The organism is Ravibacter arvi, from assembly GCF_039540405.1.
GTDB lineage: Bacteria > Bacteroidota > Bacteroidia > Cytophagales > Spirosomataceae > Ravibacter > Ravibacter arvi.
Map to the genome: position 1 here is coordinate 233,479 of NZ_BAABEY010000020.1, position 13,126 is coordinate 246,604.

15 protein-coding genes are annotated in these 13,126 nt (G+C 51.1%); 7 read left to right on the top strand and 8 right to left on the bottom strand.

Annotated features, from left to right (window positions below):
* Positions 1-102 precede the first annotated feature (102 nt).
* Together def and ABD852_RS10925 are read left to right on the top strand one after the other, a co-directional pair.
* Entirely contained in the window at positions 103-699 is a 597-nt protein-coding gene (gene def, locus ABD852_RS10920; protein ID WP_345028617.1) for a peptide deformylase, read from the top strand.
* Positions 700-725: 26 nt separating this feature from the next.
* Positions 726-1,520 carry an amidohydrolase gene (locus ABD852_RS10925; protein WP_345028618.1) on the top strand — a complete coding sequence of 265 codons (795 nt, stop codon included), beginning with the start codon at positions 726-728 and terminating at the stop codon, positions 1,518-1,520.
* On the opposite strand, the gene thiL is transcribed toward ABD852_RS10925, so the two are convergent.
* On the bottom strand, positions 1,517-2,548 hold the full coding sequence (gene thiL, locus ABD852_RS10930; protein ID WP_345028619.1) for a thiamine-phosphate kinase: 1,032 nt from the start codon (positions 2,546-2,548) through the stop codon (positions 1,517-1,519). The two genes, ABD852_RS10925 and thiL, sit on opposite strands and share 4 nt — an antisense overlap.
* Positions 2,549-2,877: 329 nt before the next feature.
* Between thiL and ABD852_RS10935 the strand changes: the two genes are divergently transcribed.
* From ABD852_RS10935 to pgl, 4 genes are all read left to right on the top strand, one after another.
* A complete protein-coding gene (locus tag ABD852_RS10935) occupies positions 2,878-4,377 on the top strand; it encodes a tagaturonate reductase (RefSeq protein ID WP_345028622.1) in 1,500 nt (499 codons plus the stop codon).
* 217 nt (positions 4,378-4,594) lie between these two features.
* The gene (gene gndA / locus ABD852_RS10940) at positions 4,595-6,007 is read left to right on the top strand and encodes an NADP-dependent phosphogluconate dehydrogenase (RefSeq protein ID WP_345028623.1); all 1,413 of its coding nucleotides are present in this window, start codon (positions 4,595-4,597) and stop codon (positions 6,005-6,007) included.
* Positions 6,008-6,018: 11 nt separating this feature from the next.
* On the top strand, positions 6,019-7,527 hold the full coding sequence (gene zwf, locus ABD852_RS10945) for a glucose-6-phosphate dehydrogenase (protein ID WP_345028625.1): 1,509 nt from the start codon (positions 6,019-6,021) through the stop codon (positions 7,525-7,527).
* Positions 7,528-7,638: 111 nt separating this feature from the next.
* Positions 7,639-8,370, top strand: a complete 732-nt coding sequence (pgl, locus tag ABD852_RS10950; protein WP_345028627.1) for a 6-phosphogluconolactonase — start codon at positions 7,639-7,641, stop codon at positions 8,368-8,370.
* Between the two features lie 157 nt (positions 8,371-8,527).
* On the opposite strand, the gene ABD852_RS10955 is transcribed toward pgl, so the two are convergent.
* The 6 genes from ABD852_RS10955 to ABD852_RS10980 form a co-directional block, all read right to left on the bottom strand.
* Positions 8,528-8,659: a hypothetical protein gene (locus ABD852_RS10955; RefSeq protein WP_345028630.1), complete on the bottom strand. Its 132-nt coding sequence runs from the start codon at positions 8,657-8,659 to the stop codon at positions 8,528-8,530.
* Between the two features lie 37 nt (positions 8,660-8,696).
* Positions 8,697-8,831, bottom strand: a complete 135-nt coding sequence (locus ABD852_RS10960; protein WP_345028632.1) for a hypothetical protein — start codon at positions 8,829-8,831, stop codon at positions 8,697-8,699.
* 77 nt (positions 8,832-8,908) lie between these two features.
* A complete protein-coding gene (locus ABD852_RS10965) occupies positions 8,909-9,040 on the bottom strand; it encodes a hypothetical protein (RefSeq protein WP_345028634.1) in 132 nt (43 codons plus the stop codon).
* Between the two features lie 132 nt (positions 9,041-9,172).
* Positions 9,173-10,420: a cation:proton antiporter gene (locus ABD852_RS10970; protein WP_345028636.1), complete on the bottom strand. Its 1,248-nt coding sequence runs from the start codon at positions 10,418-10,420 to the stop codon at positions 9,173-9,175.
* 150 nt (positions 10,421-10,570) lie between these two features.
* Positions 10,571-11,215: an OmpH/Skp family outer membrane protein gene (locus tag ABD852_RS10975; protein ID WP_345028638.1), complete on the bottom strand. Its 645-nt coding sequence runs from the start codon at positions 11,213-11,215 to the stop codon at positions 10,571-10,573.
* Between the two features lie 88 nt (positions 11,216-11,303).
* A complete protein-coding gene (locus tag ABD852_RS10980) occupies positions 11,304-12,038 on the bottom strand; it encodes a copper homeostasis protein CutC (protein WP_345028639.1) in 735 nt (244 codons plus the stop codon).
* A 172-nt stretch (positions 12,039-12,210) separates the two neighbouring features.
* Here ABD852_RS10980 and ABD852_RS10985 point away from each other — a divergent pair, with 172 nt between their 5' ends.
* The gene (locus tag ABD852_RS10985) at positions 12,211-12,432 is read left to right on the top strand and encodes a DUF2795 domain-containing protein (RefSeq protein ID WP_013927448.1); all 222 of its coding nucleotides are present in this window, start codon (positions 12,211-12,213) and stop codon (positions 12,430-12,432) included.
* Between the two features lie 151 nt (positions 12,433-12,583).
* Here the strand turns inward: ABD852_RS10985 and ABD852_RS10990 are convergent, their stop codons facing one another.
* Positions 12,584-12,802 carry a hypothetical protein gene (locus tag ABD852_RS10990; protein ID WP_345028646.1) on the bottom strand — a complete coding sequence of 73 codons (219 nt, stop codon included), beginning with the start codon at positions 12,800-12,802 and terminating at the stop codon, positions 12,584-12,586.
* Between the last annotated feature and the right edge of the window lie 324 nt (positions 12,803-13,126).

Genomic DNA, 13,126 nt, shown 5'->3' on the forward strand with positions numbered 1-13,126 from the left:
GCCTCACCTTTCCGGTGCCAGGTAATAGTAATTCGGTAAAACCTTCGTTCTTTTTAAACATAATGTCGAAATTTGCAGCCAGAGATTCAATATATAGTCAAAATGATTTACCCGATTATCGCCTACGGCGATCCCATTCTCAGGAAAGTTACCCGCCCTGTCGAGCAAGGTGAGGCTGATATCAAGGCCATAGCCGAGAATATGTTTGAAACCATGTACAATGCTTCCGGTGTCGGGCTTGCAGCCCCGCAGGTGGGATTGGATATCCGCATTTTTGTTGTGGACGGCAGCCCGATGGCAGGCGATGACGAGGAGGAGGGCGACGACGATGAGCCATTGGAACACCCGGAGTTGGTCGGCTTTAAAAAGGTTTTTATCAATCCGCAGATCCTGGAAGAATCGGGCGAGCCATGGGCATTTGAAGAGGGATGCCTGAGCATACCGGGTCTCAGGGCCGACGTGCTGAGGCCCGCTGAGGTTAAAATCAGGTACCAGGACACCGATTTCAATACTTATGAAGAGGTGTTCACCGGCATTGCAGCCCGCATTATCCAGCACGAGTACGATCACCTGGAAGGAAAGCTCTTTGTCGATTACCTGCCGGCCCTCAAGAAACAGATGATCAAAAAAAGATTGACCAACATTTCGAAGGGAATTGTCGATGCAGATTACAAAATGAAATTTCATCTCCGAAAATAATCCCGGCCCCTGTAAATTCAGCATAAATGGAAACCGGCAACCACCTTCGCCTTGCGCTCGTTCAAACTGATTTGTTTTGGGAGGACATCCCGGCTAATCTGGCCGCGCTCGAAGAAAAAATTGCCGCGCACGAAACAGGCGCAGACGTTATTATTCTGCCCGAAATGTTTTCCACAGGCTTTTCAATGGAGCCTGAAAAACTTGCAGAACCGCTCAACCTCGTTACTACGCGCTGGATGCGGCAGGTCGCGCTTAACACCGGGGCACTGACGATCGGGAGCTTTATCGCGCGCGACGGCGCCCGGTTTTTCAATCGCCTGATGGCAGTGGCGCCGGACGGGCAATATCAATACTACGACAAACGCCATTTGTTCCGGATGAGCGGAGAAAACGATATCTATACCGCCGGCAACGAGCTGATCACGGTGGAATGGAAAGGATGGAAAATCCGGCCGCTGGTATGTTACGACCTGCGTTTCCCTGTGTGGAGCCGCAACAGCGGAACAGACCCGTACGACTTGCTCATTTACGTAGCAAACTGGCCGGCAGCCCGCTCCTTCGCCTGGGATACTTTACTGAAAGCCAGGTCAATAGAAAACCTCAGCTACGTAGCAGGCGTCAACCGGGTAGGATTCGACAACAAAGGGACCGGTCACGCCGGCGGTTCTGTGGTGCTGGATTTTCTGGGTCAGGAAATGCTGAATCTTAAAGGAGATTCGCGCATCGATACTGTGGACCTGTCGCTTCAGTCTCTTCAGGATTACCGCGCACGCTTCCCGGCCTATCTGGATGCCGATCAGTTTGAGATCACCAATCTCTAACTCAGGTGTTGCCAGCCCTGCGCCTGCATGGGCAGCACGGTTCCGCTTTTGGTCCGTAGCAGGATTTTGCCTTTGTCCGCAGTCAGATAGCCTATGAAGGTAATTTTCGGATTATTTTTCAATTTGGGGTGATCCTCCGGCTTAATGGTAAAAAGCAGCTCATAATCTTCGCCGCCGTTGGTTGCCGCCGTAATGGGCCCGAGATTAAGCGCTGACGCCTCATAAACAGTCTGGTCATCTATCGGCACATTTTCCTCAAATACCACAGCGCCGGTTCCCGACTGGACGCAAATATGATGGATCTCGGAGGAAAGTCCGTCTGAAACATCAATCATCGCCGTCGGCACTACCCCCGCCTCGGCAAGTTCGTACACCACATCCATTCTTGCTTCAGGCTTTAACTGGCGTTGAAGTACATACTCCTTGCCTTCAAAATCGGGTTGCATGTTGCTGTCTGCCTGGAAAACCTGCTTCTCGCGAGCGAGGATCTGCAGGCCGATATAAGCGCCGCCAAGATCGCCGGTTACACAAAGAATGTCATTGGCACCGGCGGTGCTTCTGTAGGTAATCTTGTCCTTCGCCACTCTCCCGAAAACGCTGACAGAAATAATCAACCCGCTTTTTGATGCGGTGGTATCCCCCCCTACGAGGTCAACCTTGTAATCGTCACAGGCCGACCTGATACCCTTATAAAGTTCTTCTACAGCCTCTACCGAAAACCGGTTGCTCAAGCCCAGTGAAACAACCACCTGCTGCGGGGTTCCGTTCATGGCGGCAATGTCGGATACATTGACGGCAATGGCCTTGTAGCCCAGGTGCCGGAGCGGGTGAAACGTGAGGTCAAAATGGATGCCCTCCGCCAGCATATCGGTGGTCAGTAACCCGTAATCTTCGCCCAGGTCTATAACCGCTGCGTCGTCGCCTATCCCTTTTACCGTACTGGAAAGCTGGTTGGAAAATGAGGCGGCCAGTCGGTTGATCAGTCCAAATTCTCCCAATTCGGCTATTTCTGTTCTATTTTCGGCCATTTTCTTGTTTAGTCAAATTGAAGCACCCTTCGTCAGGCGGAAGTTTTATACCTCCGCGCCATCCCGCAGCTTTACGCCCGACGTTTTTGCGCAAAGGCCAAAATTAACACTAAAGCGCGGAAGGCGCCCCAACCTGTCGGGCCAAAATTTCAGGTCGGCGGGACGTAGCCCGGCTTTTTATGCCGGGAACAAAAAACCCCGGCATAAAAAATGAGTATACGCGCACTTCATCCCGATAATTTTAAGTCAAGGCGACAGATTGGCGCCGGTTTCGCTAAGGGTAAAGCCCCCGAATTGACGTCCTTATCAATAAAAATTTCAATCAAGTCATGAGTTTACCATTGCTATCTCCGGAATTGTTGCAAAAAGACCCCGGGTTACTGCCTGAGTATGAACAGATCAGCCGTCTTCCGGAAAAAGTAATCCAATTTGGCACAGGCGTGCTTTTGCGGGGACTACCTGACTATTTTATCGATAAAGCGAATCGGAACGGCGTTTTCAATGGCCGCATTGTAGTCGTAAAGTCTACTCAAGCTGCCGGCGGCGATGCCTTCAAAGAGCAGCAAAGCTTGTATACCCACGCCATCCGTGGTATTGAAAACGGTCAACCGGTCAGTGAAACGCTGATCAATTCGGCTATCAGCCGTACGCTTTTCGCCGCTACGGAATGGGACCAGTTGCTTGCGGTGGCGGCGAGCCCCGACCTGGAAGTGATCATTTCCAATACTACCGAAGTGGGTATCCAATTGGTGGAAGACCAGTTAACGGCCAACCCGCCGGCCTCATTCCCCGGCAAACTTACCGCGCTCCTTTACAAACGTTTCGAGGTTTTCGGAAATGATCCTGAAAAAGGGGTGGTAATTATCCCCACCGAGCTACTCCCGGACAATGGAAAACTCCTGAAAAGCATTGTGCTGGAACATGCCCGCCGGGCAGAGCTGGGCGCCGGTTTTATTGACTGGCTGGAAACGGGCAACCATTTCTGCAGCTCACTGGTCGACCGGATTGTCCCCGGGAAACCGTCAGAAGAAGTACGCGCCTCGATAGCCACCGTGCAGGGCTATGACGACAACCTGCTCATCATGTCTGAACCCTACAGGCTGTGGGCAATTGAGGGGGGTGAGCATGTTAAGTCCAAGCTAACCTTTGCCCGGACCGACAATGGCGTCATCATAGCACCCAACATTGACATTTACCGGGAATTAAAGCTGCGGCTCCTGAATGGTACGCATACACTGAGTGTGGGACTGTTTTACCTCTTCGGGAAGAACACGGTTCGCGAAAGCATGGAAGCTCCCGCGCTGGAGAACTTCACGACCCGGCTTATGCTCGACGAAATAGGCCCGGCAATTCCTTATGACGTAGACGCAGCCCAATATATCCCGTTCGGCAACCAGGTACTCGACCGCTTCCGCAATCCATTTATCCGGCACCTTTTGCTGGACATTACGGTGCAATACACCGCAAAAATGAAAATGCGGAATATCCCGACGCTCGTGGAACACTACCGGGAAAACCGGTCGGTCCCGGCCAGGTTTGCGATCGGGTTCGCGGCCTATCTCGTTTTTATGCGGGCGACCAGTCAGCAGGACGGCCGGTATTTCGGTCTGCGAAACGGTGAAGAATACCAGATCAGGTGCGATTCCGCCCCTTATTTCTATGAAAAATGGCAAACATGGAGCACTGACCCGGCCGGACTGGTCAACTCGGTATTGTCCGACTCCGGTCTTTGGGGTATAGACCTTTGCGCCTTTCCCGGGTTTGAAGCGGCAGTAGCCGGGCATGTAGCCGCCATTCTAACTAATGGAGTTTCCCCTTTACTGGATTGATCCACCGGCTTTTCGAAGCGCTGTCAGTATTCCGATTTTAACAAAGGCGTTTTTTTCCGCCCGGATGCCCGCCCTATGGCGGGCATTTTAACGACAAAAAAATGGAGTTTTTAGGATTTCACTCCAATTCCTGAAAGTTAGCGCGCCATTTTCTGACATCCCAAAAATTAAATCCACTAATATTGCACTTTCTTTTGTGTTACAGAACCCTAAAAATATGTCGGTAAACAAATTTGATTTTGGTTTGGTTGGCCTGGGTGTAATGGGTAGAAACCTTCTGCTCAACATGGCTGATCATGGCTACTCAGCGATAGCCTTCAATAGAAGCGAAGAAAAAATAGCCGCGCTCAGAGCGGCAGCTACCGAAGGTACGGTGGTGGATGGTGTAACGGACCTGGGTGAAATGATTGCCCGTCTTAAAACACCACGCAAAATCATGTTGCTCGTACCTGCAGGAGCGCCGGTTGACGAAGTAATCGAGCAGGTGCTTCCGCATCTTGACAGTGATGATATTATTATCGATGGGGGAAACTCTCATTTCACAGACACGCTTCGCCGTGTTAAATATGTGGAAGGAAAGGGTTTTAACTTCATCGGCGTAGGTGTATCCGGCGGCGAGCAGGGAGCCCGTACAGGCCCCAGCCTGATGCCAGGCGGCTCAGAAAAGGCCTACAAAAGCCTGCAACCGATCCTGGAGGCAGTAGCCGCCAAAGTGCATGGCGAACCTTGCGTAGACTACCTTGGAAAAGGCGGCGCAGGTCATTATGTGAAAATGGTACACAATGGCATCGAGTACGGGATCATGCAGCTGATCAGCGAATCCTATTCGATCCTGAAAGCGGCCGGCCTCAGCAACGAGGAACTTCACGAGGTTTTCAAAAAATGGAATGACGGCGATCTCCAGTCTTTCCTGGTGGAAATTACCCGCGACATCTTCCTTCAAAAAGACGACCAGACCGGCAAACACCTGGTAGATGTGATTTCGGACAAAGCCGGATCAAAAGGAACCGGGAAATGGACTTCCCAGGATGCCATGAACCTGCCCGTCGCAATCCCGACCATTGACGCAGCAGTTGCAGGCCGTACCATCTCCGGGTACAAAGACGAGCGTGTTGCCGCAGCGAAAGTTTACCCGAGAGACAACGCCGACCTTGGCCTCAGCAAAGAAGAAGCTATCCAACTCGTACATGATGCGCTGTATTTCGGTACCATCATCAGCTACGCACAAGGGCTTTCTATGCTTTATCAGGCCTCAAGAGAGCTTGAAATGGACATTCCGCTTACCCGGGTGGTAAGCGTGTGGAGAGGTGGATGTATCATCCGGTCTTCGTTGCTCGAAGTATTCACGGCAGCGTACAATTCTTCTCCGGACCTTCCCAATATCCTGCTTAGCTCCCAGATTGCCGACCTGATCGGACAATCTGTCGGTAACACCAGGAAACTCCTGGCAAAAGCCATAACAGCAGGTATCCCGGTGTCCGCTCATACCGCCTCACTCGGATATTTCGATGCCTACCGTACGGCGTACCTGCCTACTAACCTCATTCAGGCGCAACGCGACTTTTTCGGTGCGCATACCTACCAACGTATTGACATCCCTGGCACATTCCACACGGAGTGGAACAGCTGAAAAAACGTCGTATGAACGCGAGTAATCATCCCCCGGCTTCCATCCTCTTTATTTTTGGTGGAAGCGGGGACCTTAATCATAGAAAATTAACGCCCGCACTTTACAATCTCTTCCTGGACGATTGGCTGCCGGAACAATTCCTTATCAGCGGTATCGGAAGAAGCCAATATGATGACGAGAGTTTTCGCGGGCATCTCCTGGACGGTGTAAAGCAGTTCTCAAGGCGAAAAGAAGAAATCAACGGAAAATGGGAAGCTTTCAGCCGACACATTGCCTACCTCCAAATGGACGGCGACAAGGCTGAAGACTATCAGAAAATTGCCCGGATCGTCCATGACAAAACCGAAGAATGGGGCGTCCGGCCACATGTGGTATTTTACCTTGCAGTAGCTCCCCAGTTGGTACCGGCCATCGCCAGTAACCTTGGCAAGCTTGACATTTGCGCAGACAAGACTACTTCCCGCATTGTGGTTGAGAAGCCCTTCGGCCATGACTTGAAGAGCGCACGCGAGCTGAATACCCAACTGCGCTCACTCTTCGCGGAAGAACAGATTTTCCGGATTGACCATTATCTCGGTAAGGAAACGGTCCAGAACATCCTGATGATGCGCTTTGCCAATGCCCTTTTTGAGCCGATCTGGAACCGGAACTACATTGACCACATCCAAATCACCGCCATTGAAAGTGTGGGCGTAGAAGGCCGCGGCGGATATTTCGAGCAGTCGGGTGCACTTCGTGATATGGTACAAAACCATATTCTCCAGATCCTTTGCATGATTGCAATGGAAGCGCCCGTATCTTTTGAAGCCAACGAAATCAGGAATAAAAACCTGGACGTTCTGAATGCATTGCGCCGGTATACCGACGCGGAAGTAGCCGAAAATGCGGTCAGGGGCCAGTACGGCGCGGGAAGCAACAACGGGAAACCTGTTTTGGCCTACCGTGACGAGAAAGGCGTAGCCGCTGACTCCAACGTGGAAACCTACGCGGCGGCACGGTTCTTCATTGACAACTGGCGCTGGCAGGGCGTTCCGTTCTTTGTACGGACCGGCAAAAGCCTTCATATGAAGGAAACTCACGTCGTTATCCAGTTCAAATCGCCCCCCCACAATACTTTCCCCCACGAGGCTGCCGAAAACTGGAAGTCCAACCGGCTCACCATTTCGATTCAGCCCAATATGGATATCAGGATCAGGTTCCAGGTCAAACGACCCGGCCAGACGATGAAACTCGATCCCGTGGAAATGGCTTTTGACTACACGGCAGCGGGTGAAAATGCGCCCGAAGCTTACGAAACACTTTTGCTGGACGCCCTGGAAGGCGATCCCACGCTGTTCATGCGTGGCGACCAGGTGGAGGCTGCCTGGGAAGTGATTATGCCCATCCTGAGTCATTGGGAAAAGAACAAAGCTGCTGACTTCCCGAACTACCAGCCCGGCAGTTGGGGGCCCCTCGCAGCCGATCAGCTAATCGAAGAAGAAGACCGGCACTGGGTAAATGTGCTGCAGTCGGAAAATTAAATGTAGTGGTGAGGTGTAAGTCGTGAGGGTCGAGGTGTGCGTCGGTGTAGCCCGATTTACGCGCTTGGTAACCTGACGGCCCACACCTCGCCGCTTAAACCAACCATCCAGATGAAAATGCATGTCGCGGCCGATACCGCCGCGTTGAGCCGGGAGCTGGCCGATTTTATACAGCAGGATATCGCTGAAGTCCTGAAAACGAAAGACCGGTATACGCTGGTTCTCTCCGGCGGAAATACCCCCAAGCAGCTGTATCAGTTACTGGCCTCTGAAGCCTACCGCAACAACATTCCCTGGGAAAAGCTTCATTTCTTCTGGGGCGATGAGCGGTTTGTACCTTTCGAAGACAGCCGGAACAACGCAAAAATGGCTTTCGAAGAGTTGTTGGACAAGGTTCCGGCGAGCCGTGACCACATTCACGTAATGGATACCAGCCTGAACCCGGAAGCCTCTTCAGAGCAGTACACCGAGGCGCTGAGCGCTTATTTCGGTAACGAAGGCGCCACGTTTGACCTCGTGCTGCTCGGTATGGGTGATGACGGCCACACGCTTTCACTTTTCCCGGGTACCGCAGTTGTGCATGAAAACGAAAAGTGGGTAACCGCTTTCTACCTGGATGCCCAGTCGATGTACCGTATCACACTGACAGCACCAGTTGTCAACCGTGCCTCAAAAGTTGCCTTCATGGCCGCCGGGAAAAACAAGGCGGAAGTATTGAAGCAGGTTGTCAACGGCGATCGCAACGTTGACCTGTACCCGTCACAAATCATCAAACCGGAAAACGGCGAATTGCACTGGTTCGTTGACGGCGATGCGGCATCGGCCCTTGCAAGCGCCCAATAGCTGAACTAACTGCGCATAGATGCGTCAATAACAGCGAAGCCGGGGAATTTCCTTTTTAGTTACGGAGATTCCCCGGCTTCACTGTTTATTGATCACAACAAGGGCGACCACTTGACCGGAAGGTCATTCCATCCGGACGGTAATCCCAACCGGACGGTCATCCCGTAGCGGAGGGATCTCCCGCTCCCCGTACCCAATCCCTTTCAGAGGGCTTTTTTATAGCAACAGGAGATCCTTCGACTCCGCTGCGCTCCGCTTCAGGATGACCCTCCGGCAGATGCGCTACCATTGACAACAACAGGTTTAGCGCCGCTCCAACCGGAGGGTCATCCCGACCGCAGCGGAGGGATCTCCCGCTCCCTGCACCCAATCCCTTTCAACGGGCTTTTTTCTTGCAACAGGAGATCCTTCGACTCCGCTGCGCTCCGCTCAGGATGACCATCCGGAAGATGCGCTACCATTGACAACAACAGGTTTGGCGCCGCTCCGACCGGAGGGTCATCCCGACCGTAGCGGAGGGATCTCCCGCTTCCTGCACTCAATCCCTTTCAGAGGGCTTTTTTATAGCAACAGGAGATCCTTCGACTCCGCTGCGCTCCGCTTCAGGATGACCGTCCGGGTGGTAGCCTCCGGCTACCATTGACTCCCATTGACAACATCTATTTGTCATCTCCGCTACAAGGTGTTTTGGCAAAAAAACTTCTTTCTCAGGATGACCGGCCGGCAGGACCATCCGGCTACATCCACTCAGTATTCCATCCCCACCCCTCCTCCTGTCACACCACCTTCACAAACATCAAGCCTACTCTCCACCTTCACTAACCTTCTTCACTACCTTCCCGATGGTAAGTCCCTGTACAAAAATGGAGAATACAACAATAACATAAGTGATAGACAAAAAGAGCTCCTTGTGCAGCCGTTCATCAATCGAAAGTGCCAGGGCCACTGAAACGCCGCCTCTGAGGCCTCCCCAAACCAGTATCCTTACTGTCTCCTTGTTAAACTTCGTTTTGAACGGAATGATCTTTGTCGGGATCCAGATCGATATCCATCGCGCAAACAGGACCAGCGCAATCGATATTACCCCGATCAGCCAATAATCGGTAATGTCCCGGATCAATATCAGCTCAAAACCTATAATCAGGAACAAAATGGCATTCATAATCTCGTCGATCAGCTCCCAGAACTTGTTCAGGTAATCGCGCGCTGTTACCGAAAGTACGTCGTCGCGCCTGGAGACGTTGCCCACCACCAGACCGGACGCCACCATGACGAGCGGTCCGGAAATATGCATCGAACGCGCCACCAGGTATCCCCCCATCACAATAGCGAGCGTTATTATGGCCGAAACGTTATGGCTGTCGATTTTCTTCATTCCTCTCACCCCGATCAACCCCAGCACAATACCGAGGGCGATACCACCCAGCGCCTCTTTGACAAACAGCCAGGTAACATTTGCAAACGACAAGTCCATTTCTTTACCCTGTGCCAATTGAAGCAACACTACAAAAACGACGACTGCCATTCCGTCGTTAAAAAGAGACTCCCCGGCCACCTTAGTCTCAAGGGATTTCGAAACGCCTACTTTTTTGAGAATTCCTAATACAGCAATAGGATCGGTAGGTGAAATCAGCGCTCCAAAAACCAGGCATTCTATCAGCGGGGCCGAAAGCCCCACCAAAGGCAAAATGTGATACAGGAGAAGGCCTACTACAAACGTTGAAATCAAAACACTGACGGTCGAAAATACTACGACCGGCCCCTTCTGCTCTCTCAGGTCCGACAACTTTACATGAATGGCGCCGGCAAAAAGCAGGAAATTCAGCATGGCCCCCATGAGCACGTCGGTAAAATCAAGCCTGTAAATAAAACTTGAAAATTCTTCGAACAGGTGGGGGTAAATCGTCCCGAAAAGCACTACGGCAATAGACCCCACCATGGCCATCAGCATGATCCCGATGGTCGAAGGCAGTTTTAAAAAGCGTTCGTTGATATAGGAGAAAATTGCGGTAAGAACAATGAGAATTGAAAAGGAGTAGTAAAGTTCCATTGCGGAGATGCCTGTAGGTCCAATTAAAATCTGTAATCCATAATAATCATTTTTCTGCAGACCAGCACCAAAAATCAATTTCAGGCAAAAAAAAAATCGCCTCTGCGCGATGCAGAGGCGATTTCACAGGGCGGAGTCAACGCCCGCCGTTTACTTCTTTTTGCCTGCAGTAGAATCTTTAGGCGCTTCCTTATCGCCTGAATCTTTCTTTTTGCTACGGTGCTCCTCGTTAAGGCCATTCAACACTTTTTCGGTAACGTCCAATTCCTTGTTCGCGTAAAGAATTCCACCTCCTTTTGAATACCCCAACACAAATTCAAATTCGTTTTCCTGGTTATAGCGGTCGATGTACTCATAGATTTGCGAATACAACTCTTCATTCCTGTCCAGTTCTTCCTTAGCCAGTTTCTGGGCCTCACGCTCCCTGTATTGAACGAAATCCTGTTGTTTCTTCATGAGCTGCTCTTCTACGGACCTTCCCTGCTCCATCGACATGGTAGGCGCTTTCTGTTGGAAAAATGCAATTTCGTTTTCCAACGACTTCCCCCGGTTATTCAATTCGTAATCCAGCTTGTAGCGACGGTTCTCCAGATCCTTGCGCACCTCTTTGAAGTATTCGTACTTGCTCAGAAGTGAATCTACCTGCACATACACGATCCGACGGCCCGCCAATGACGTAGAATCAGAAGCCGAAAAGCTGCCTCCGCTTTTTTTGCCATTGAAATGCAAAAAGAACAACGTCCCAACAGCAAGTGTCAGCAACACATTCCATATCAATGAAGTATTAGAATTCACGGTAAAAATGTTATTATAGTTATGATTATTTTAGCAAGGCGCAAATATAGTAATTTGTTAAAAGAACAATAGGCTTATTTTCTTTCGATTACCTTCCGCCCGCTCTTTTTACCACCTCCGTCAACACCGAGAGATCGCTGTACATCACCGATCTTTCGTCGGGTTGCTCGCCCGCCATGGAAACGGATTCCGGGAAAAACACCTGCCTACCCTTCCGGAAAGCCTTGCCAGTCAAGTGGATACAGTTCACACCGGCGGCAATCAATTGCTCCACATTGGATTGCTTTACCCCCCCGCCTGCCATAATTTCGATCCTGCCGGCCGCGTAGGCGACTACCCGCCGCAGCGTTTCCAATCCCAGGTCTACGTTTGCGTGCTGTCCGGAAGTCAGAATCCGCTCCGCCCCGGCTGCTATTATCGCCTCTACCGCGGCTTTAGGGTCGGGCGTGAGATCAAAAGCCCGGTGGAAAGTCACCCCCAGCGGTCCTGCTGCCTGTACCAACGATTTCGTCAGCGCCACGTCCACCGTCCCGTCCGGGAGCAGCGCACCTACTACGATACCGTCTGCTCCTGCTTTTCTGACCTGTTCTATATCCGTAAACATGGTCTCAATCTCCCTTTCATCGTAAACAAAATCCCCGCCCCTCGGACGGATCATCGCATACACCGGAATTTTAACGTGCTGCCTGACCTGGAGCAGCAAGCCGGTGCTCGGCGTAGTACCTCCCTCGCCAAGCCCGGCACAAAGCTCAATTCTTCCGGCTCCGGCGTTTTCCGCATTCTGGCACGACTCCAGAGAATAAGCACATACTTCAACCAACATAGGATTTGCCAAGTAAAGAAACCATTTGTTTTTCAAGAATTTAATGACCAAAATTCTCACAATTTTCCGGTAAAAAATTAATCCTCAATAAAAAGCTTCAAAATTTTGACGGCAACATTTTTTTTCTACTTTTGCACTCCAAATTTCGAAACATATTTAAAGTTTTAACAATATGTACTGGACACTTGAACTTGCCTCCTACCTGGAGGATGCCCCATGGCCGGCTACCAAAGATGAGCTGATTGACTTCGCCATTCGTACAGGTGCCCCGCTCGAGGTAGTGGAGAACTTACAGGAGCTCGAAGACGATGGCCAACCCTATGAAAGCATTGAAGAGATCTGGCCGGATTATCCGACCAAAGATGACTTCTTTTTCAACGAAGACGAATATTGATCCCGCAAGCGCCCCGAAAAGGGCGCTTTTTTATTTCCTTACCCGGCTTCTATGCCACAAATTCGAGCGAAGCGGCGCTGGCTGGCTTTGATTTAAATAAACAACCTTTAGCTTTTGACCTGGTTGAAGATCAGACATCCGGCAGATTGTGTTAAAGGGGTTCGACGGGCTCACCCGCCGTCCGGGTGGCAGCGGTCCGGTAGGCAGCCTTCGACGAGCTCAGGCGCCATCCGGCATCCGCCATCCGGTAGGCGCCATCCGGTAGGCAGCCTTCGACGAGCTCAGGCCCCATCCGGCAGGCGCCATCCGGCAGGCACCATCCGGACGGCGCCTGAGCCTGTCGAAGGCTGTTCTTTGGATACCCATTCAACAGAAGCCATGCGTTCCATTATCAGCCATCTGAAACTTTGTTGTACAGAATACACGAATAGGCCATTTCCGTTTGTACAGCAAAGCCTCACGACACCCCTCCTATTAAGACCTTCTCATACGTTTGCCAATCACTTCTTCGTTATTGCATAAGTATAACTCAACGCATGGCACTTGAGCCCGTAGCCGACAAGAAGGAAATAAATAAAGATTTCTGTCGAGCTATTGTTATATTTGTTTTCAAACGAAAGAGGGTGTACTGAGCCTGATCGCTCTGAATTTGCGCCGCGTAATCATAATGTTTTATCGCAAAAATTCACATACA